Source organism: Aquitalea sp. S1-19 (assembly GCF_024343515.1).
Genome location: NZ_RJTZ01000032.1, coordinates 1 through 22,019 on the forward strand (window position 1 = coordinate 1; position 22,019 = coordinate 22,019).

At 56.5% G+C, this 22,019-nt stretch carries 17 protein-coding genes; 13 read left to right on the plus strand and 4 right to left on the minus strand.

The features are described 5' to 3' along the window. Positions 1 to 2 precede the first annotated feature (2 nt). From EGI20_RS06855 to htpG, 8 genes are all read left to right on the plus strand, one after another. Positions 3 to 1,616: a nitrite/sulfite reductase gene (locus tag EGI20_RS06855; protein WP_498630741.1), complete on the plus strand. Its 1,614-nt coding sequence runs from the start codon at positions 3 to 5 to the stop codon at positions 1,614 to 1,616. Further along, the gene (locus EGI20_RS06860) at positions 1,600 to 2,079 is read left to right on the plus strand and encodes a DUF934 domain-containing protein (protein WP_498630743.1); all 480 of its coding nucleotides are present in this window, start codon (positions 1,600 to 1,602) and stop codon (positions 2,077 to 2,079) included. Before EGI20_RS06855 ends, EGI20_RS06860 begins: the two co-directional genes overlap by 17 nt. A 239-nt stretch (positions 2,080 to 2,318) precedes the next feature. Continuing rightward, on the plus strand, positions 2,319 to 2,960 hold the full coding sequence (locus tag EGI20_RS06865; RefSeq protein ID WP_498630745.1) for an OmpA family protein: 642 nt from the start codon (positions 2,319 to 2,321) through the stop codon (positions 2,958 to 2,960). A gap of 164 nt (positions 2,961 to 3,124) precedes the next feature. After that, entirely contained in the window at positions 3,125 to 4,060 is a 936-nt protein-coding gene (locus EGI20_RS06870) for a bifunctional riboflavin kinase/FAD synthetase (protein ID WP_498630747.1), read from the plus strand. Continuing rightward, entirely contained in the window at positions 4,057 to 6,837 is a 2,781-nt protein-coding gene (ileS, locus tag EGI20_RS06875; protein WP_498630749.1) for an isoleucine--tRNA ligase, read from the plus strand. The genes EGI20_RS06870 and ileS overlap by 4 nt, the downstream gene beginning before the upstream one ends. Next, positions 6,830 to 7,351: a signal peptidase II gene (gene lspA / locus EGI20_RS06880; protein WP_498630750.1), complete on the plus strand. Its 522-nt coding sequence runs from the start codon at positions 6,830 to 6,832 to the stop codon at positions 7,349 to 7,351. Before ileS ends, lspA begins: the two co-directional genes overlap by 8 nt. Before the next feature lie 48 nt (positions 7,352 to 7,399). Continuing rightward, the gene (ispH, locus tag EGI20_RS06885; protein WP_498630752.1) at positions 7,400 to 8,329 is read left to right on the plus strand and encodes a 4-hydroxy-3-methylbut-2-enyl diphosphate reductase; all 930 of its coding nucleotides are present in this window, start codon (positions 7,400 to 7,402) and stop codon (positions 8,327 to 8,329) included. 122 nt (positions 8,330 to 8,451) lie between these two features. Continuing rightward, a complete protein-coding gene (gene htpG / locus EGI20_RS06890; RefSeq protein ID WP_498630754.1) occupies positions 8,452 to 10,353 on the plus strand; it encodes a molecular chaperone HtpG in 1,902 nt (633 codons plus the stop codon). A gap of 55 nt (positions 10,354 to 10,408) precedes the next feature. On the opposite strand, the gene aceK is transcribed toward htpG, so the two are convergent. Beyond that, complete coding sequence (gene aceK / locus EGI20_RS06895) at positions 10,409 to 12,166, minus strand: bifunctional isocitrate dehydrogenase kinase/phosphatase (RefSeq protein WP_498630756.1); 1,758 nt, start codon at positions 12,164 to 12,166, stop codon at positions 10,409 to 10,411. Positions 12,167 to 12,207: 41 nt separating this feature from the next. Beyond that, positions 12,208 to 12,861, minus strand: a complete 654-nt coding sequence (locus tag EGI20_RS06900) for a pseudouridine synthase (RefSeq protein ID WP_124736366.1) — start codon at positions 12,859 to 12,861, stop codon at positions 12,208 to 12,210. 235 nt (positions 12,862 to 13,096) lie between these two features. Here EGI20_RS06900 and icd point away from each other — a divergent pair, with 235 nt between their 5' ends. Beyond that, positions 13,097 to 14,344, plus strand: a complete 1,248-nt coding sequence (gene icd, locus EGI20_RS06905; RefSeq protein WP_124736365.1) for an NADP-dependent isocitrate dehydrogenase — start codon at positions 13,097 to 13,099, stop codon at positions 14,342 to 14,344. Between the two features lie 153 nt (positions 14,345 to 14,497). Here the strand turns inward: icd and EGI20_RS06910 are convergent, their stop codons facing one another. Beyond that, on the minus strand, positions 14,498 to 14,701 hold the full coding sequence (locus EGI20_RS06910; protein ID WP_124736364.1) for a cold-shock protein: 204 nt from the start codon (positions 14,699 to 14,701) through the stop codon (positions 14,498 to 14,500). Positions 14,702 to 14,926: 225 nt separating this feature from the next. Between EGI20_RS06910 and clpS the strand changes: the two genes are divergently transcribed. Next, a complete protein-coding gene (gene clpS, locus EGI20_RS06915) occupies positions 14,927 to 15,235 on the plus strand; it encodes an ATP-dependent Clp protease adapter ClpS (RefSeq protein WP_124736363.1) in 309 nt (102 codons plus the stop codon). Then, positions 15,235 to 17,511: an ATP-dependent Clp protease ATP-binding subunit ClpA gene (clpA, locus tag EGI20_RS06920; protein ID WP_498630759.1), complete on the plus strand. Its 2,277-nt coding sequence runs from the start codon at positions 15,235 to 15,237 to the stop codon at positions 17,509 to 17,511. Before clpS ends, clpA begins: the two co-directional genes overlap by 1 nt. A gap of 133 nt (positions 17,512 to 17,644) precedes the next feature. Here clpA and aceA read toward each other — a convergent pair whose 3' ends face one another. Further along, the gene (aceA, locus tag EGI20_RS06925) at positions 17,645 to 18,943 is read right to left on the minus strand and encodes an isocitrate lyase (protein WP_498630761.1); all 1,299 of its coding nucleotides are present in this window, start codon (positions 18,941 to 18,943) and stop codon (positions 17,645 to 17,647) included. A 430-nt stretch (positions 18,944 to 19,373) separates the two neighbouring features. On the opposite strand from aceA, the gene grpE reads away from it, so the two are divergent. After that, positions 19,374 to 19,922: a nucleotide exchange factor GrpE gene (grpE, locus tag EGI20_RS06930; protein ID WP_124736360.1), complete on the plus strand. Its 549-nt coding sequence runs from the start codon at positions 19,374 to 19,376 to the stop codon at positions 19,920 to 19,922. Between the two features lie 115 nt (positions 19,923 to 20,037). Continuing rightward, positions 20,038 to 21,957, plus strand: coding sequence for a molecular chaperone DnaK (gene dnaK / locus EGI20_RS06935; RefSeq protein WP_498630763.1), 1,920 nt, complete (start codon positions 20,038 to 20,040; stop codon positions 21,955 to 21,957). Positions 21,958 to 22,019 lie beyond the last annotated feature (62 nt).

Below are 22,019 nucleotides of genomic sequence, written 5' to 3' on the forward strand. Positions count from 1 at the left end.
GGGTGGCGCAGTTTCGCGACCAGACCCGGCGCTTTCTGGCTGGCGAATTGTCCGAAGAAGAGTTTCGTCCCTTGCGCCTGATGAATGGCCTGTATATACAGCGCCACGCACCGATGTTGCGGGTGGCTATTCCTTACGGGCATTTCAGCAGTCATCAGATGCGCAAGCTGGCACATATTGCCCGCACTTACGACAAAGGCTATGCCCACTTTACCACCCGGCAAAACGTCCAGTTCAATTGGCCGGCGCTGGAGAGTGTGCCGGATATTCTGGCCGAGCTAGCCGGTGTTGAAATGCACGCAATCCAGACATCAGGAAATTGCGTACGCAATACCACCACAGATGCCTTTGCCGGTGTGGCAGCTGATGAACTGCTGGACCCGCGCCCCTGGTGCGAAATTATCCGCCAGTGGAGCACCTTGCATCCCGAGTTTGCCTATCTGCCGCGTAAATTCAAGATTGCGGTCTCAGGCAGCCTGGAGGATAGAGCCGCAACCTGGGTGCATGATATCGGGTTGCAGGTGGTCAGAAATGCCGACGGCGAGGTCGGCTTTCGCGTGCTGGTGGGCGGAGGCTTGGGGCGCACGCCAGTGATAGGCGAGCAGGTTCGGGAATTTTTGCCGGGCGAGCATCTGTTGACCTACCTGGATGCCGTGCTGCGCGTATACAACCGCTTTGGCCGGCGTGACAACAAATACAAGGCGCGCATCAAGATTTTGGTCAAAGCGATGACGGTAGAGGGTTTTGCTGCCAAGGTCGAGGATGAGTGGCAGCATCTGAAAGGTGGTGCGGCGACCTTGCGCGCGCAGGATATCGCGCATTTTGCCAGCTTCTTTACGGCACCGGCTTATGAGGTGCTGCCGCCTCATCCAGTCGAGCTGGCAGCCGCCATGGAAGCACATCCTGCTTTTGTGCGCTGGCTTGAACGCAATACCCGTGCCCACCGGCAGCCGGGTTATCGCGCCGTAGTGTTGTCATTGAAAAAAACCGGCGTGCCGCCTGGTGATATTACGGCCGAGCAGATGGATGCCGTAGCCGGGATGGCCGAGCGCTTCGGTTTTGGCGAGATTCGTGCCGCCCACGAGCAGAACCTGATTCTGCCGGATGTACGGGAACAGGATTTGTTCGCCTTGTGGACCTTGGCGCGTGAGTGGGGTTTTGCTACGCCGAATATCGGTTTGCTGACCGATATGATTTGCTGCCCGGGCGGCGACTTCTGCGGTCTGGCCAATGCCAAGTCGATCCCGGTTGCCGAGGCGATACAGCGCCGCTTCGATGATCTGGATTATCTGCATGACTTGGGCGAGATCGATTGCAATTTGTCCGGTTGCATCAATGCCTGCGGTCACCACCATATCGGTCATATCGGTATTCTGGGTGTCGATAAAAATGGTGAGGAGTGGTACCAGATTACGCTGGGTGGAAGTCAGGGAAATCTGGCCTCGCTAGGTAAGGTCATCGGCCCTTCGTTTGCCCAGGCGGATATTCCAGAGGTCTTCGAGAAGATTCTGGGGGTTTACATCGCCAAGCGTCAGGCTGGAGAGCGCTTTATCGAAACGGTACGGCGTATTGGCCTCGTACCCTTTAAGGAGTCGGTCTATGCGCAACATCATTAAAAACGGGCAAGTCACTGCGGACGAATGGCTGCTGCTGCGTGAAGAAAGTCATTCATGGCCGGCACAAGATGTGATCGTTCCGCTGGAAGTCTGGCTGTCGGCAGGTTTGGTGCATAGCCATCGCTCTGCACCTTGGCTTGCGCCGGATGCAGATATTGCTGCGCTGCTGCCCCATTTGGCCGACCTACCGTTAATCGCCATTGATTTTCCCGCATTTACCGATGGCCGCGGCTATAGCCTGGCGCGTTTGCTGCGCGAGCGTTATGGCTATGCCGGAGAGTTGCGCGCGATTGGTGATGTGCTGCAAGACCAGTTGTATTATCTGCATCAAACCGGTTTTGACAGCTTTGCAGTGCGGGAAGACAGGGATGCAACTCAGGCGCTGGCTGCACTGCAGGACTTCTCCGATGGTTATCAGGTTTCCTGGCGCCGCGCCGAGCCATTATTTAAGCGTGTTTTTTAAACATATATGTCAAAGCTAAGGGCATTAAGCAAATCGGTATTTACTAATTTTGTTGTTTTTATGCCATAGATGGCAGGGTTTGATGGCCTAGCGAGTTGACACTATGTAAATGTGTTTATATAGTGCTAAAGCCTTGCATATTGAATTTTGCACGCTAGAGTGATGAAGGTGTCTCACCATCCATTAAAGGCAAGCGAGGCACTTTTGATACTGGCTTTTAAAGAAAAGGGAAGTTTAAGATGATCAAACAGCTCAAAGTAAGTGCCTTGCTTGGCGCCCTGCTGGTTTCCACCAGTGCATTTGCCGCTCACCCAGGCTATCTGGATGACCAGGCAACTGACAAAGTCGTACGTAACAACTACGGCGAGTGCTGGAGAACTGCATCTTTCGACAAGGCCAAAGACGGTCTGGTTGAGTGCGGTGACCGCGAAGCCGTCAAGGTTGTCGTTGCGCCAGTAATGGTTCTGGTACAGGAAAAGATTTCCCTGTCGGCTGACGTATTCTTCAACTTTGCCAAGGCCACCCTGCGCCCTGAAGCTAAAGAAGAACTGGGCCCGCTGGTTGAAAAGCTGAAGGCCAATGGCGACAAGCTGCAATCGGTTGAGCTGGCTGGTTACACCGACTTCTACGGTTCCGACAAGTACAACCAGAAGCTGTCGCAAGAGCGTGCTGACACCGTGCGCACCTTCCTGGTTGAAAACGGCGTTGCCGCAGCCAAGGTGACCGCAGTTGGCAAGGGCAAGGCTGCTGATGGCCTGACCCAAGAGTGCAAGGCCAAGAAGCTGAAGACCCAGGCTGAAATGAAGGCTTGCGTGGCTGGCGATCGTCGCGTTGACGTGACCATCAATGCCATGAAGGAATCCATGGTTGAACAGAAGTAATTCTGTTTTTATCCGATAAAAAGCCCTGCTGATGCAGGGCTTTTTTGTTTTGCCGGCAAGATGGCCCACTATCTTGCGTAAAGCCGCCATTGCTTGTGGTGCAAGGCTGGACGCTGGCAAGCGTCGACCGCTACAATCGAAGGCTTTCAGGGCAAAGGGCGGCAATGCAGGTATATTTCGGAGATCCCCGTCGCTTTGGTTTGCCCGGGTGTGCGCTGACCATAGGCAACTTCGATGGTGTCCATCAGGGGCACCAGAATATGCTGAAGCGCCTGCGTGCCGAGGCCGATCTGCGTGGACTGCCTAGTGCCGTGCTGACATTCGAGCCGCACCCCCGAGAATTTTTTAGCCGCACCGAGCCACCGGCACGCCTTTCTACCTTGCGCGACAAGCTGGCCGAGCTGGAGGCCTCCGGCTTGGTGGACAGGGTATTTGTCTACCGCTTCAACCATGCGTTCGCCCGCATGGAGGCACAGGCATTTATCGATGAGGTGTTGGTCGGGGCGTTGAATACCCGCTATTTGCTGATAGGGGATGATTTCCAGTTCGGCGCCAAGCGTAGCGGCGATTTTTCCTTATTGTGTGCTTGTCCGCACTTTGTGACCGAGGCCATGCCTTCGGTGCTGGTCAAGGGCGAGCGCGCATCCAGTACGCGGGTACGCGAGTGCCTGGCGGCGGGGAATCTGGATGCTGCCGAGCACTTTCTGGGTCATTCTTACCAATTGTCTGGCCGGGTCATGCATGGCCGCAAACTTGGGCGTACGCTGGGTTTCCCTACCGCCAATATTCATTTGCCGCACCGTAAGCCGGCGCTGGAGGGCGTATTCGTGGTCGAGGCGGATACTGCTAGTGGTACCTTTGGCGGCGTGGCCAGCCTAGGAAAGAATCCGACGGTCAGCCAGAGTCAGGACTACAAGCTGGAAGTGCACCTGTTTGATTTTGCTGGCGATTTGTATGGCCAGCGCATGACCGTACGCTTCCTGAAAAAACTGCGCGATGAAGCGCGCTATGATGATTTGGATTCGTTGGTAGCACAGATAGAACATGATGCTAGCAGCGCACGAAGCTATTTGAACAATTTGCAGCGAGAACAGGCATGAGCATCGATTACCGCAAGACCGTCAACCTGCTGGATACACCATTCCCGATGCGGGGTGATTTGGCCAAACGTGAACCCGCCTGGGTCAAGCGCTGGCAGGAAGAAAAGCGCTACGACAAATTGCGCAAGCTCTGCGCCGGGCGTCCGAAGTTTGTCCTGCATGACGGCCCGCCCTATGCCAACGGCGACATCCATATCGGCCATGCGGTGAACAAGGTACTCAAGGACATTATCGTGCGCTCGCGCACGCTGTCCGGCTTCGATGCGCCCTATGTCCCGGGTTGGGACTGCCATGGCCTGCCTATCGAGCTGATGGTGGAAAAGCTGCATGGCAAGGATATTCCGGCCGCCAAGTTCCGCGAACTGTGCCGCGAGTACGCCAAGGAGCAGATTGCACGCCAGAAGAAGGACTTCATCCGTCTGGGCGTATTGGGTGACTGGGATAATCCTTATCTGACGATGGACTTCAAGACCGAAGCCGACATCGTGCGCACTCTGGGCAAAATCAACGACAACGGCTTCCTGTTCAAGGGCGAGAAGCCGGTGCACTGGTGTATCGAGTGTGGCTCGGCGCTGGCCGAGGCGGAAGTCGAGTATGAAGACAAGGCATCGCCGGCGATTGATGTTGCCTTCCCGGTGGCTGATGCCGCGCGTCTGGCTGAAGTGTTCGGCATTTCCGACGCATCCAACGCCTATGCCGTGATCTGGACCACGACGCCGTGGACTTTGCCTGCGAACCAAGCGGTATCGGTCAGCCCGACCCTGACTTACCAGTTGTTCGACACGGTCAAGGGCAAGCTGATTCTGGCCAAGGATCTGGCGGAGTTGGCGCTTGCGCGTTATGGCTGCGCCGATGCTACGCTGCTGGCCGAAGTGGCCGGTGAAAAGCTGGACATGCTGATGCTGAACCACCCGTTCTACGCACGTCAGGTGCCGGTGATTCTGGGCGATCACGTGACCACCGATGCAGGTACCGGTCTGGTGCACACCGCTCCGGCGCATGGTCTGGAAGACTTCCAGGTCGGCCGCGCCTATGGTCTGCCGGTGGAAAATCCGGTGATGGACAATGGCCGCTATACCTCGGCAACCGAATTCTTTGCCGGCATGAGCGTATGGGAAGCCAATCCTGCCGTTATCGCGCTGCTGCAAGAGAAGGGCGTGCTGCTGGCCAATATCAAGCTGGTGCACAGCTATCCGCATTGCTGGCGCCACAAGACCCCGATTATCTTCCGTGCGACCGCGCAGTGGTTTATCGGCATGGAAAAACCGGGCAAAGAGGGCGAGACCTTGCGCTATCGCGCCCGCCGCGCCGTGGAGAGCACAGAGTTCTTCCCGGCCTGGGGGCGTGCGCGTCTGGAATCCATGATTTCCAACCGTCCGGACTGGTGTGTGTCGCGCCAGCGCAGCTGGGGTGTGCCAATGACCTTCTTCGTGCACAAGGAAAGCGGCGAGCTGCATCCACGCTCCGGCGCCTTGCTGGAAGAAGTCGCGCTGCGTATCGAGCAGCAGGGCATAGAGGCCTGGTTTAGCCTGGATGCGAAAGACTTGCTGGGCGAAGAGGCCGAGCACTACAAGAAACTGTCCGACACGCTGGATGTGTGGTTTGACTCCGGCTCGACCCACTTTGCCGTCTTGAAGCAGCGCCCTGAGCTCGCGTGGCCGGCCGACCTGTATCTGGAGGGGTCCGACCAGCACCGCGGCTGGTTCCAGAGCTCCTTGCTGACCGGTTGCGGCACCATCGGCCGCGCGCCTTACAAGCAGTTGCTGACCCACGGTTTCGTGGTGGATGGCAAGGGCCTGAAGATGTCCAAGTCCAAGGGCAATGTGGTCGCGCCGCAAAAGGTCAACGACAGTCTGGGCGCCGATATTCTGCGCCTGTGGGTGGCATCGACCGATTACTCGGGCGAGCTGGCCATTTCGGACGAGATCCTCAAGCGCGTGACCGAGAGCTATCGCCGCCTGCGCAATACTTTGCGCTTCCTGTTGGCCAACCTGTCGGATTTCGATCCGCTGCAGGACGCCGTACCGTTTGGCCGTCTGCTCGAGCTGGATCAGTACGCCATTTTGCTGGCCAAGAATGTGCAGGACAAGGTGGCCGGTGACCAGTACAGCCGTTATGCCTTCCATCAGGCCATGCAGGAAATCGTCGGCTATTGCTCCGAGGATATGGGTGCCTTCTATCTGGACGTGATCAAGGACCGCCTGTACACCATGCAGGCCGATAGTGCCGGCCGTCGCAGTGCACAGACCGCGCTTTACCATATCACGCGCAGCTTGCTGCTCTTGCTGCAACCGGTGCTGTGCTTTACCTCGGATGAGGCATGGCAGGTTTTGACCGGTAGCGAGGAAGAATCGGCGCTGTTCCATACCTGGCACGAGTTCCCGCAGCTGGATGATGGCGCGGCCCAGGCCTTGCTGGCCAAGTGGAGCCGCATCCGCGAGTTGCGCGCTCAGGTGAACAAGGATGTCGAAACCTTGCGCGGCGAGGACAAGCTGGGTTCGTCCCTGCAGGCTGAGCTGGATATCGTGGCGGATGAGGCGCTGTTCCCGCTGCTGTCCAGCCTGGGGGAAGATCTCAAGTTCGTGTTTATCGTGTCGCGTGTGCGTTTGAGTGCCGGCGATGTGACCACGGTCAAGGTGTCGGCTGCGGATCACGCCAAGTGCGACCGTTGCTGGCACTACCGCAGCGATGTAGGCACGCATGCCGGCCACGGTCATGTATGCGGGCGTTGCGTGGAAAACATCGATGGCAAGGGTGAGGTGCGCAGCTATGCCTGATGTTGCCGGCAACTCTGCGGTGACTGAACGCGGCACAGGGCAAGGCAGTCTGGTCTGGTTTGCTTTAGCTGTCGCCATCGTGGTGCTGGACCAGCTCACCAAGACCTGGTTCAACACCGAGTTCCGCTTTGGCGAGGTGAGGGAGGTCATTCCCGGCTTCTTCAACTTTACCTTGCTGTACAACCCGGGGGCAGCATTCAGCTTTCTGGCGGATGCCGGTGGCTGGCAGAAGTACTTTTTCACGGCGCTGGCGTTCGGGGTATCGGGCTGGCTGGGCTGGAATATCATCAAGAAGCGCTTTAGCACGCTGATGAATCTGGCCGCCGCCTTTATCATCGGTGGCGCCATCGGTAATGTGATTGACCGCATGATCCATGGTCATGTGATCGACTTCATCCAGCTGCATTATTACCAGAGCTGGTATTACCCTGCATTCAATCTGGCGGACTCCTTTATCTGCGTTGGCGCGGTGCTGATGGTGATAGACAGTTTCCGGCACCCCGCCGGACAGTGATGACCGAGGGCCGGCTTGCCGGCCCTTCTTGCATGGAAAGTGAAAAGAATGACGAAGACCATCATGCTGGCCAATCCGCGCGGTTTTTGTGCCGGGGTTGACCGGGCTATCGCCATCGTCGAGCGGGCGCTGGAAATTTACGGTGCGCCCATCTATGTCCGCCATGAGGTGGTGCATAACCGCTTTGTGGTGGAAGGCTTGCGCGACAAGGGCGCTGTATTTATCGAGGACCTGGCCGATGTGCCGGCCGGTGCCACGCTGATCTACTCGGCGCACGGCGTTCCGCTGTCGGTACGCGCCGAGGCCGAAGCCAAGGGCCTGAATGTGTTTGATGCCACGTGTCCCTTGGTGACCAAGGTGCATGTCGAGGTCAAGCGCATGCGTGAGGCCGGCATGGACATCGTGATGATAGGGCACAAGGGGCATCCCGAGGTCGAGGGCACCATGGGGCAGGCCGACGGCGGCATGTATCTGGTCGAAAGCGTCGACGATGTGGCGCGCCTGCAGCTTAGCCGCCCAGAGGCTTTGTCCTATGTCAGCCAGACCACCTTGTCGGTGGATGAGACGCGCGACATTATCGCGGCACTCAAGGCACGCTTTCCGGCGATTGTCAGTCCGAAAAAAGACGATATCTGCTACGCCACGCAAAACCGGCAGGATGCGGTCAAGGCCATGACCGAGCAGTGCGATCTGATTATCGTGGTCGGCTCGCCTGCCAGCTCCAACTCCAACCGCTTGCGTGAAGTGGCTGCCTTGCGCGGTGTTGAAGCCTATATGGTGGACAACGCGACCGAGCTCAAGCAGGCCTGGTTTGCAGGCAAAGAGCGGGTCGGTGTCACGGCCGGCGCCTCGGCGCCCGAAGTGCTGGTAGCAGCGGTCATCGAAGCGATCCGTGCGCAGGGGCTGGATGTGGTCGAGGAGTTGCCCGGGGTCGAGGAGAAAATCAGTTTTCCGCTGCCGGCGGCCTTGCGCGTCTGAGACAGGGTCTTGCTATTCGGGTAGAGCCGCCGTGATGGCGGCTTTGTCGCGTCTGGGGGATTGAAATGCTGACGCCTTGTCCCTACCTCTAGGCTATTGTTGACCACCTGTCCGAGACAAGCATGAGCGCACAGAAAGAAACCCTGGGTTTTCAGACCGAAGTCAAACAGCTGTTGCAGCTGATGATTCACTCCCTGTATTCCAATAAGGAAATATTCCTGCGCGAGCTGGTGTCCAATGCATCCGACGCATCCGACAAGCTGCGTTTCGAGGCCATCGCCCAGCCGGCACTGTTGGAGTCCGACCCCGAGCTCAAGATCCGCATCGCCTTTGACAAGGACGCGCGCACGCTGACTATTAGCGACAACGGCATCGGTATGACGCGTGCCGAGGTTATCGAGCATATCGGCACCATTGCCAAGTCGGGCACCAAGGCTTTCTTCGAGCAGCTGACTGGCGATGAAAAAAAAGACGCCAGCCTGATCGGGCAGTTCGGCGTGGGCTTTTATTCGGCTTTTATCGTTGCCGACCGCGTGACGCTGACCACCCGCCGTGCCGGTGCTCCCGAGAGCGAAGGCGTGCGCTGGGAATCGGAAGGCCATGGCGAGTACACATTGGAAAACGTGGACAAGGCCACGCGTGGCACCGATATCGTGCTGCATCTCAAGGACGGCATGGACGAGTTTCTGAACGACTGGCGTTTGCGTCAGATCGTGCGGACCTATTCCGACCATATCTCGTTGCCGATCGAGATGCAGAAATCCGCCAGCTTCGATGAGGATGGCAAGGAAATCGTCAGCGAAGAATTCGAAGCGGTGAATCAGGCTTCCGCCCTGTGGAGCCGCAGCAAGAGCGAGATCAGCGACGAGCAGTACCGCGAATTCTACAAGCATGTCGCGCACGACTTTACCGACCCGCTGGCGTGGAGTCATGCCCGGGTTGAAGGGCGTCAGGAATACACCGAACTCTTGTATATTCCGGCACGCGCACCGTTCGATCTGTACGAGCGTGAACGCAAGCAGGGCATCAAGCTGTATGTGCGTCGTGTGTTCATCATGGAAGACGCGCAAAAGCTAATGCCGCATTATCTGCGTTTCGTGCGTGGCGTGATCGATTCGGCCGACCTGCCATTGAACGTGTCGCGCGAGATTTTGCAGGAAAGCAAGGATATCGATGCGATCCGTGCCGGTTGCGTCAAGAAGGTCCTGGGTCTGCTGGATGATCTGGCCGTCAATGATGCAGACAAGTACAAGACCTTCTGGAGCGAGTTTGGTCAGGTACTGAAAGAGGGCGTCGGAGAAGACTTTGCCAACAAGGCGCGTATCGCCAAGCTGCTGCGCTTTGTTTCGACCCATGAAGGCAGTGCCGAGCCTGTGGTATCGCTGGCCGACTATATCGGCCGGATGAAAGAAGGCCAGAACAAGATCTATTACATCACCGCCGACAGTTATGCCGCAGCCGTGGGCAGCCCGCACCTTGAAGTATTCCGCAAGAAGGGCGTTGAAGTACTGCTGCTGATCGACCGCGTCGATGAGTGGGTGACGGCCAGCCTGACCGAATTTGAAGGCAAGGCGCTGGTGTCTGTAGCCAAGGGCGAACTGGATCTGGGCGCGCTGGAAGACGACGCTGATAAGGCTGCACAGAAAGAAGCCGAGGAAAGTGCCCGTCCATTGGTTGAACGGGTCAAGACCTTGCTGGGCGAGCAGGTACAGGATGTGCGCGCGACCTTGCGTCTGACCGATAGCCCGGCGTGTCTGGTCGTGGGGGAAAACGAGATGAGCAGCCATCTCGAGCGCCTGCTTAAGCAGGCCGGGCAGGATGTGCCAGTTTCGCGTCCGGTTCTGGAAGTAAACCCCGAGCATATGCTGGTCAAGCGTCTGGCGAGCGAAAGCGATGACGCGCGCGCAGCGGATCTGGCGCATGTGTTGTTTGACCAGGCACTGCTGGCCGAAGGCGGCAAGCTGGAAGATCCGGCCAGCTTCGTTAAGCGCATCAACCGTCTGATGCTGGAACTGTCTGCCTGAGTCTGATGACGCTTACGCAAAAAAGCCGCCCGGTTTTCGGGCGGCTTTTTTGTGTTTAGCTGCGTAGCGGGTAGCGGTTGATAAAGCGCAACTCGCTCGGGTAGGGGTAGAAGTCTTCGATAAAGCCAGCGCGTATCCGTTCCTGGCGCTGCTGCCAGAAGTCGATGTCCAGCAGGTCGCGGTGATGCTTGAGAAAGACGCGGCGTACATCCGGGTCGCCCAGCAAGAAGGTACCGAACTCTTCGGGGAACACATCGTTGCGTTTGACCGGATACCATACCTCTCCCGACATCTCCATTTCCGGATTGGGCGCAGGCGGAATGCGGCGGAAGTTGCAATCGGTCATGTATTCGATTTCATCGTAATCGTAGAAGATCACCCGGCCATCGCGGGTAACACCGAAGTTCTTGAACAGCATGTCACCGGGGAAGATATTGGCCATCGCCAGCTCCTTGATGGCGGTGCCGTATTCTCGAATGGCGCGCTCTTTCTCGTCTGGCGGGCAGCTCATCAGATACAGATTCAGCGGTTTCATGCGCCGTTCGATATACAGATGCTTGATCACGAGACGGTTGTCGTCCTCTTCGATCAGGGAGGGTGCCAGTTGGCGCAGCTCGTTTAAGAGTTCGGCACTGAAGCGCGCCTTGGGAAAGGCCACATTGGAGAACTCCAGCGTATCGGCCATGCGTCCTACGCGGTCATGATGTTTGACCAGCAGGTATTTGCGCTTGACCGTGGCATGGTCGACCTCTTTGGAGCTGCCAAATACATCCTTGATCAGTTTGAAGACATAGGGGAAGGAGGGCAGGCTGAAAACCAGCATCACCAGTCCCCGTATCCCCGGCGCGATATCGAACTGGTCGTTCGAGTGCGACAGATGCTGCATAAAGTCGCGGTAGAAGATGTTCTTCCCCTGCTTTTGCAGGCCCAGCATGGTGTACAGCTCGGCCTTGGTCTTGGACGGCAGCATGGAGCGCAGAAACTGGATATAGCCGGACGGCACTTCCATATCGACCAGAAAGTGGGCGCGGCTGAAGGAGAACAGAATGCTGATGCGCCATGGCTCGAACAGGATGGTGTCCAGATAGAGCTTGCCGTTGCCGTCATGCAGGATGGGGATGGCAAAGGGGTAGGTCTTGCCGCCATTAATGACCTTGCCGAAGATATAGGCGGTCTTGTTGCGGTAGAAGGCCGAGTGCAAGACCTGGATTTGCAGGCTGGTTTCTGCTGCCGGCCATTGTCCGCCTAAGTGTTCGTGTGCCTGGCGGATGATGTGGCCGAGATCCCGGGCCAGATTGGCGAAAGGGCGTTGCCAGCCATAGTCGCGCACAATCTGGCGCATGGCATGGCGCAGCCCGCCGGTCTTGGGGTAGTAGCTGCGCCAGGTTGGCGGATCGGACTCGATATATTCGGTCGATACCGCCGGACGGACGAAGATGAAGTCGTTATTGAAATAGTCGCGGTGCAAAATACGGCAGAAGACCGAATTGAAGAAGGTTTCGGCCAGCTCCGGTTGCTTGTGGTTGGTCAGCAGGCCGATATAGTACAGCTTGGCCTGCTGCCAGATTTCATCATCCAGCAACTCGGCATGCAGTTCGTGCTGCAGGCGGGAAACGGTTTCTTCGACACGCTCATCGTAAAACTGGATGCGGTCACGGATGGCCTTCTGTATGCCTTGCCAGTTGGCCGTTTCAAACAGTGCCTTGGCTTCATGGCTGCTGGCGCGAAACAGCCGGTAGTGTTTATCAAAGCCTTGAATCAGCGCTTCGGCAATTTCGCGCGCAACCGGGTTGTAGTATTCAGGTATCTGCATGACCGCGCCTTATCCGGGTAAGAGGCGGGCAAAGCAGGCGGTCAGCTTTTTTTGCGCAGCAAGAAGGGCTTGCGTGGCGTGCTATGTCTGGCCTGGCCTGATTTGCCTGTCGTTGAAATGCCTTTAGCATGCTGCACTTGCGGCAAATCTTCAAGCGCGACAGCAAGCTTGCGCCATTCGCCCGGTTTCAGGTCTTCAATATGCCATGGCCCAATGGCGACCCGTACCAGACGCAAGGTTGGCAGGCCGACCTTGGCGGTCATGCGCCTGACCTGACGGTTTTTTCCTTCGCTGATAATGATTTCCAGCCAGGCGTCGGGCACGGTCTTGCGAAAGCGCACTGGTGGTGTGCGCGGCCATAGCTCGGGTGTCTCTATGCGGCGCGCTTGGGCAGGGCGGGTGGTGAAGTCTCCCAGATCGACGCCCTGACGCAAGGCTTCCAGTTGTTCTTCGCGGATTTGTCCTTCGACCTGCACCCAGTAAGTCTTAGGCAGCTTGAAGCGCGGGTCGGCAATGCGCTGTTGCAATTTGCCATCACCGGTCAGTAGCAGCAGGCCCTCGCTGTCTGTGTCCAGACGTCCGGCAGGATAAACACCGGGCAATGGCATGCAGCTTTTCAGCGTCGGATGCTTTTCGTGCTCGGAAAATTGGCAAATAACGCCATAGGGTTTATTTAACAGGACAAGTTCAGTCATTTGGTCTAGCTGTAAGCGGTGAATTTCAGGATAATAACAAGGATGAGGTGGCACCCGTGATAAGAAAGCCCCGACGAAGGCAAGACCGCCCCTCTGAATGCGTTGTGCACGCAGTCTGCATGGCTTACTGCCCTTGCAGATGGCTTAGATGGGTGTAGCCTCTGCACCCACCTTGGCGTCAAGCCTGACCGCACCCGTATCTCTAAAATTGCAATCAACCCATGATGGAGTAGGCATGAGCGATCAATCCCTGATCAAGGTTCCTGCAGCAGGTCAGAAAATCATCCCGGGGCAAGCTGTCCCCAATCATCCGATTATTCCGTTTATTGAAGGCGATGGCATCGGTGTAGACATTACCCCGGTGATGATCAAGGTCATCGATGCTGCTGTAGAAAAAGCCTATCGTGGCGAGAAAAAAATCCACTGGATGGAAGTTTATGCCGGTGAGAAATCAACGCGTCTGTATGGCCCGGATGAGTGGCTGCCTGCCGAGACTTTTGCTGCGTTGAAAGAATTTGCCGTTTCGATCAAGGGCCCGATGACGACGCCGGTTGGCGGCGGCATTCGTTCCTTGAACGTGGCTCTGCGTCAGGAACTGGATCTGTACCAGTGCGTGCGTCCGGTACAGTACTTCAAGGGCGTTCCTTCGCCGCTTAAAAATCCGGAGCTGACCAATATGGTCATCTTCCGTGAAAACACCGAAGATATTTACGCCGGTATCGAGTGGTCGGCCGAGTCCGATGCCGCCAAGAAAGTCATCGCCTTCTTGCAAGAAGAGATGGGCGTGAAGAAGATCCGCTTCCCGGAAACCTCCGGCATCGGCATCAAGCCGATCTCGATCGAGGGCACGACCCGTCTGGTGCGCGCTGCGCTCAAGTACGTGATCGACAACGACCGCAAGTCGCTGACTATCGTGCACAAGGGCAATATCATGAAGTTCACCGAAGGCCTGTTCCGCGACACCGCTTATAAAGTGGCGCAGGAAGAGTTCGGTGCAGAGCTGATTGATGGCGGCCCATGGTGCAAGTTTGTGAACCCGAAGACCGGCCGTGACGTGATCGTTAAGGACGCTATCGCCGACGCCTTCTTGCAGCAGATCCTGCTGCGTCCGGCCGAGTACGACACCATCGTGACCACCAACCTGAACGGCGACTATATCTCCGATGCGCTGGCAGCTCAGGTGGGCGGGATTGGTATCGCGCCAGGCGCCAATATTTCCGACCAGTATGCCGTGTTTGAAGCGACCCATGGCACCGCGCCTAAATATGCTGGCCTGGACAAGGTCAACCCGGGTTCGCTGATTCTGTCCGCCGAAATGATGCTGCGTCATCTGGGTTGGGTTGAGGCCGCCGATCTGGTGATCAAGTCCATGGAAGCGGCGATTGCCGACAAGCAGGTCACCTATGACTTTGCCCGTCTGATGGATGGTGCGACCGAGGTGAGCTGCTCCGCCTTTGGTGACGCGATGATCGCCCGCATGTAAGTCTGGGCTCTTGCCGAAAAGTGGCTCGCCTTTGCGGGCCATTTTTTCGTCTACGATAAGTAGGGTAGGTACAACAAAAAACCCGCCTTCACTTGGAAGACGGGTTTTTTCATCCGGCAGCCCGGCGTGAAGCCAGACTGCCTGCAAACCGGATTAAGCGGCTTGGATGTTCGAAGCTTGCTTGCCCTTAGGGCCCTGAACGATGTCAAAGCTCACGCGTTGACCTTCTTTGAGGGTCTTGAAGCCTTGCATATTGATCGCAGAGAAGTGTGCGAACAGATCTTCGCCGCCTTCGTCTGGAGTAATGAAGCCGAAGCCCTTCGAATCATTGAACCATTTAACGGTGCCAAGTGCCATTATACTTCCTTAACATACGGTAACAGGCTGGTGAGGCCAGACAACAAAAGCAAATGCCGCATCGGCTTCATTCCGATGGCAAAGCATAAGCCAAGCACCAGCCACTATTTCTACCCAATAATGCCTATGGCGTCAAGAATATTTGTATGTATGTCATTTGGGCTTGAAAAAACGTGGTATGCAGCCACTATTAATTGAAAGACGCAAAATTTGCGGAAAGCCAACATGTCTACGCAGTATAAGGATGACGTTCTTCTCGAGGCGTCTCGGGTTCGCGCCGTTCCTCCACCTTTGTTTAAAGTTCTATTGTTGAACGATGATTTCACTCCGATGGATTTTGTTATCGAAGTGTTGGAGCAACTTTTCAGCATGGACCGGGAACAGGCCACACGGGTCATGTTACAGGTGCACCAGTTAGGGCGTGGTGTCTGTGGTATTTATACCAAGGATATTGCGGCGACCAAGGTTGAACAGGTGTTGCAATTTGCACGAACGCACCAGCATCCGCTGCAGTGTGTGATGGAGGAAAACTGATGATCGCCCAGGAACTTGAAGTCAGCCTGCATATGGCATTCATGGACGCAAGGCAAAAGCGGCACGAATTCATTAGTGTCGAGCATCTGCTGCTTGCGATGATAGACAACCCCTCTGCGGCCGAGGTTCTGCGTGCTTGCGGCGCGAATCTGGAGCAGCTGAAAAAGCAGCTTGGCGATTTCGTCGACGAGCATACGCCGGCCGTGCCCGGAGATAAGGAAGTGGAAACCCAGCCTACCCTGGGCTTCCAGCGCGTGATCCAGCGTGCCATTTTGCATGTACAGTCCTCCGGAAAGAAAGAAGTAACCGGGGCCAATATTCTGGTGGCTATTTTTGGCGAGAAAGATTCGCACGCGGTGTACTACCTGCACCAGCAGGGCATTTCTCGGTTGGATGTCGTCAACTATATCTCTCACGGCATCACCAAGCAGCGTTCGCAGCCCGATGCCCAAGCGCGGGAGAATAATCCCGAGGCTGAGGGGGAGGAGGTGGCGAGCGGGCCGGGAGGCGCGCTGGAAAGCTATACCCAGAACCTGAACCAGCTTGCGCGCGAAGGCAAGATCGATCCTTTGATCGGACGCGAAGCCGAGCTTGAGCGCACCATCCAGATTCTGTGCCGTCGGCGCAAGAATAATCCGCTGCTGGTGGGTGAAGCCGGGGTTGGCAAAACCGCGATTGCCGAAGGTTTGGCACGCCGTATCGTGAATGAAGAGATTCCGGATGTATTGGCCCAGGCCACCGTTTATTCGCTGGATATGGGGGCATTGCTGGCTGGCACCAAATACCGTGGCGACTTCGAGCAGCGTCTGAAGGCCGTGATCAAGCAGCTGACCGAAGACCCGCAGGCCATTCTGTTTATCGACGAGATCCATACCCTGATCGGTGCAGGCGCCGCTTCCGGCGGGACGCTGGACGCATCCAACCTGCTCAAGCCGGTGTTGTCCAATGGCCGTTTGCGCTGTATCGGTGCCACGACGTATAACGAGTACCGCGGCATCTTTGAAAAAGATAATGCGCTGTCGCGCCGCTTCCAGAAGATCGATGTCAGCGAGCCTACCGTGGCGCAGACTATCGATATCCTGAAGGGGCTGAAGAGTCGCTTCGAGGCGCATCATGGCGTGCGTTATACGCTGGCGGCTCTGGTGACCGCCGCCGAACTGTCGGCGCGCTATATCAACGATCGTCACTTGCCGGACAAGGCAATAGACGTCATCGACGAGGCGGGTGCCGCGCAGAAAATCCTGCCCAAGTCGCGGCAGAAGAAAGTCATCAATAAGGGCGAGATCGAAGAGGTGGTGGCCAAAAGTGCCCGTATCCCGCCCAAGACGGTTTCGACGGATGACCGCAATGTGCTGCGCAATATCGAGCGTGATCTGAAGAATGTCGTGTATGGGCAGGATAAGGCCATCGACAATCTGGCGACCGCGATCAAGATGAGCCGCTCAGGTCTGGGCAATCCGCAAAAGCCTATCGGTTCTTTCCTGTTTTCCGGGCCGACCGGGGTGGGGAAAACCGAGGTCGCACGCCAGCTGGCATTTGTGCTGGGGGTCGAGCTGATCCGCTTCGATATGTCCGAGTATATGGAGCGTCATGCTGTGTCACGCCTGATTGGCGCGCCACCGGGCTATGTCGGTTACGAACAGGGCGGGCAATTGACCGAGGCGGTCAATAAGCATCCGTATGCGGTGCTGTTGCTGGATGAGATCGAGAAAGCTCACCCGGATATTTTCAATGTGCTGCTGCAGGTGATGGATCACGGCACCTTGACCGATAACAACGGGCGCAAGGCGGATTTTCGCAATGTGGTGATTATCCTGACCACCAATGCCGGTGCCGAGTCGCTGTCCAAGCCGAGTCTGGGCTTTACCGATAGTAAGGTGGCAGGGGACGAAATGGCGGATATCAAGCGTTTGTTCAGCCCCGAGTTCCGCAACCGGCTGGATGCCATTGTGCCGTTTGCGCGGCTGGATGAAAAAATCATCCTGCAGGTGGTCGACAAATTCCTGCTGCAACTGGAGCAGCAATTGCACGAGAAAAAAGTCGATATCCACTTTACCGATGCACTACGCCTGTATCTTGCCAAGCATGGTTTCGATCCGCAGATGGGTGCCCGACCCATGGCGCGCCTGATTCAGGATTGCATCCGCAAGGCCTTGGCTGACGAACTCTTGTTCGGCCGTCTGGCCAGTGGCGGCGAAGTCACGGTGGATGTGGATGCCGGGGATAAAGTCGTGCTGCAGTTCGCCGAGGATGCCCTGCACGCAGAGCCGGCATAAAGCACGCTTTGCCAGAGAAAAGCCCGCGAGTTCCGCGGGCTTTTTGTTGTTCAGCGCGTTTAGTGCGCTGCAAAAACCCCCGCCCGAAGCCGGGCGGGGGTCAAGAGAAGCGCGTGCTTGATAAGCGCTATTCTCAGTGGAACTGCTCTTCTTCGGTCGAGCCTGTCAGCGCGGTCACCGAGGACTTGCCGCCCTGGATCACGGTGGTGACATCATCGAAGTAGCCAGTGCCGACTTCCTGCTGGTGCGACACGAAGGTGTAGCCGCGGTCGCGTGCTGCGAACTCTGGCTCTTGTACCTTCTCGACGTAGGCCGACATGCCGCGTGCCACGTAGTCCTGTGCCAGATCGAACATGTTGTACCACATGCTGTGAATGCCAGCCAGGGTGATGAACTGGTACTTGTAACCCATGGCGCCCAGCTCGCGCTGGAACTTGGCGATGGTTGCGTCGTCCAGGTTTTTCTTCCAGTTGAAAGAAGGCGAGCAGTTGTAGGCCAAGAGCTTGCCTGGGTGTTTGGCGTGTACGGCTTCGGCAAACTTGCGGGCAAATTCCAGATCCGGGGTGCCGGTTTCACACCATACCAGGTCAGCGTATTCGGCGTAGGCCACGGCGCGGCTGATGGCTTGTTCCAGACCTTTTTTGGTCTTGTAGAAGCCTTCTGCGGTACGTTCGCCAGTCAGGAATGGCTTGTCGTTTTCGTCGTAGTCGCTGGTCAACAGGTCAGCAGCTTCGGCATCGGTACGGGCGATCACCAGTGTTGGTACACCGTAGACGTCGGCAGCCATACGGGCTGCGATCAGCTTCTGTACCGCTTCCTGGGTTGGAACCAGTACCTTGCCGCCCATGTGGCCGCACTTCTTGACGGAAGCGAGCTGGTCTTCAAAGTGAACACCACCTGCGCCGGCGCGGATCATGGCCTTCATCAGTTCGTAGGCGTTCAGTACGCCGCCGAAACCGGCTTCAGCATCGGCCACGATAGGCGCGTAGTAGTCGACAAAGCCGGCATCGCCCTGCTCAACACCTTTGGAGTGCTGGATTTCGTCAGCGCGGGTAAAGGCGTTGTTGATGCGCTCAACCACCTTAGGCACCGAGTCAACTGGATACAGCGACTGGTCCGGGTACATGGCCGAGTATTCGTTGTTGTCGGCAGCAACCTGCCAGCCCGACAGGTAGATGGCTTTGACGCCAGCCTTAACTTGCTGCATGGCTTGGCCGCCGGTCAGGGCGCCCAGGCAGTTGATGTAAGGCTCGTTGTTGACCAGACCCCACAGCTTTTCTGCACCGCGGCGGGCCAGGCTGTATTCATTCTGTACGGAGCCGCGCAGGCGCTCAACATCGGCGGCGGTGTAACCGCGCTTGATGCCTTTCCAACGTGGATTGGTATCCCAGTCGTGCTGAATGGCGGCGATGCGTTGTTCGCGAGTAGTCATGTGTAGGTCCTTAAGTTTCGATGCAGTTCTATCCAGCCGGTTGCAACCGGCCATCCTTTGTTTTTGCGTATACCGGACTTGTTGCCGGCGGGCGGGCTGCGCTTTATATCCGTAGCTTTTTTGCTGAACAGACGGATTCCTGGGTGGAGGAATCGTCTGCTTGTTGCTTGCCTCTGTGACATGATTAAAACATAAAAAAAAATGTCTGTGTGCGACGCAGCAAATAAAATTGCTTTGTTTTCAAATGCTAACAAAGCGATGTGCAAACACGATAGAACTGATGTTTGAATTGTGCGTTTCCGAACAATGGGCATGGCTGAATGAGCATTTAGCTTACGGGCTTGAATTATCGGCAGTAGCCCTTAACTTGGAACGGGACAAGCCAGTAAGGTGTTTGATAAGCATATCCAGCTCGAGGAGCCGTTTAAAAATGCAGGAAAATCTCAATACACAGAATGTAGAACCTCATGACGAAGCTGTGCTGGAGCCGGTCGAGGAGTTGTCCTTGCCGGATCTGTCCGATGAAGCTGTCGCGCGTATCAATGATCTGGAAGCCGAAATCGCGACGCTGAAAGACCAGTATCTGCGTTCACTGGCTGACCTGGAAAACCTGCGTCGCCGCTCGCAAGAAGACGTGGCTGCCGCGCATAAATACGCGATCAACAAATTTTTGCTGGAAATGCTGCCGGTCAAGGACAGTCTTGAAATGGCGGTACAGGATCAGAGCGGCCAGTTTGACAATATCAAGTTCGGTGTCGATCTGACGCTTAAGCAACTGGTTGCCGCCTTTGAAAAGTCCCAGATCAGCGAGATCAATCCGCTGGGGCAGAAGCTGGACCCGCATCAGCATGCGGCAATGAGCATGGAAGAGTCGGATGCCGAAGCTGGCACCGTAATCCGTGTGCTACAAAAGGGCTACCTCGTTGCCGAGCGCGTATTGCGCCCCGCCATGGTGGTGGTCGCCAAGGAAAAAGCATAATCCTGCGTTTTCGCCTCTTGAAAAACATGGGATAGCCAATATCTTGAAACGCATGGCTGGATGCTAAGAGCAATCCTGAAGTCGTGCTACAGAACACATAAAAGGACAAAGAATCATGGGAAAAATTATCGGTATTGACCTGGGTACAACCAACTCCTGCGTCGCAGTGATTGAAGGTGGTGCACCCAAGGTAATTGAAAATGCGGAAGGCACCCGTACCACCCCTTCCATCATCGCTTATGTCGAAGATGGCGAAATTCTGGTTGGTGCGCCGGCCAAGCGTCAGGCAGTAACCAACCCTAAGAACACGCTGTACGCGATCAAGCGCCTGATCGGCCATCGCTTTGAAGACAAAGAAGTACAGAAAGACATCGAACTGATGCCTTTCGAAATCATGAAAGCCAAGAACGGCGATGCATGGGTCAAGGTACGTGACCAGGAACTGGCACCGCCACAGATCTCGGCCGAAGTGCTGCGCAAGATGAAAAAGGCCGCGGAAGACTATCTGGGCGAAGAAGTGACCGAAGCGGTGATTACCGTACCGGCTTACTTCAACGACAGCCAGCGTCAGGCTACCAAGGATGCAGGCCGTATTGCCGGTCTGGACGTGAAGCGCATCATCAACGAACCTACCGCAGCTGCACTGGCTTTCGGTCTGGCCAAGCTGGAAGGCGATCGCAAGATTGCCGTCTATGACTTGGGTGGTGGTACGTTTGACGTGTCCATTATTGAAATTGCCGATGTAGACGGCGAACACCAGTTCGAAGTGTTGTCGACCAACGGCGACACCTTCCTTGGCGGTGAAGACTTCGACCAGCGCGTCATCGATTACATCGTGACTGAGTTCAAGAAGGAGCAGGGTGTAGACCTGAAGCAGGACGTAATGGCTCTGCAGCGCCTGAAAGAAGCGGCAGAAAAAGCCAAGATCGAACTGTCGTCGACCCAGCAGACCGAAGTGAATCTGCCTTACATCACCATGGATGCGACCGGTCCTAAGCACCTGGCGATGAAGATTACCCGCGCCAAGTTCGAGTCCTTGGTGGAAGACCTGGTTGACCGTACCATTGAGCCATGCCGCATCGCGCTGAAAGATGCTGGCCTGTCGATCTCCGATATCGACGATGTGATTCTGGTCGGTGGCCAGACCCGTATGCCTAAGGTGCAGGACAAGGTTAAAGAGTTCTTCGGCAAGGAAGCACGCAAGGACGTGAACCCGGACGAAGCCGTTGCCGTTGGTGCCGCGCTGCAAGGTTCGGTTCTGTCCGGTGAGCGCAAGGACGTGCTGCTGCTGGACGTAACCCCGCTGTCGCTGGGTATCGAGACCATGGGCGGCGTGATGACCAAGCTGATCCAGAAGAACACCACCATCCCGACCAAGGCACAGCAGGTGTTCTCCACCGCTGACGACAACCAGACGGCCGTGACCATTCACGTGCTGCAGGGCGAGCGTGAAAAAGCAGCGGCCAACAAGTCGCTGGGCCAGTTCAACCTGTCCGATATTCCGCCGGCGCCACGCGGTCTGCCGCAGATTGAAGTTGCCTTCAATATCGACGCCAACGGTATCTTGCACGTATCGGCCAAAGACAAGGGCACCGGCAAGGAAGCCACCATCACCATCCAGGCGTCCAGCGGTCTGTCCGAAGACGAAATCCAGCGCATGGTGCAGGATGCCGAAGCGAATGCCGAAGAAGACCAGAAGCTGCACGAGCTGGTTCAGTCGCGCAACCACGGCGAAACGCTGGTACACAGCGTGAAGAAATCGCTGGTTGACTACGGTGACAAGGTGTCTGCCGAAGAGAAGGCCACGATTGAAGCTGCACTGAAAGAAGCCGAAGAAGCACTGAAGGGCGAAGACAAGGCAGCGATCGATGCCAAAGTCGAAGCACTGATGACCGCTTCGCACAAGCTGGCTGAAATGATGTACGCGCAAACCCAGGGCGATGCCCAAGGCGCAGGCGCGGCACAGCCTGCTGATAAGGAAGACGGCGATGTGGTGGATGCCGAGTTCGAGGAAGTAAAGGACAAGAAGCAGTAAGTCTTAGCCCTTGAGTGCGAAGGCACAGCCACCGGTATTTAACGATGCCGGTAGTTGTGCCT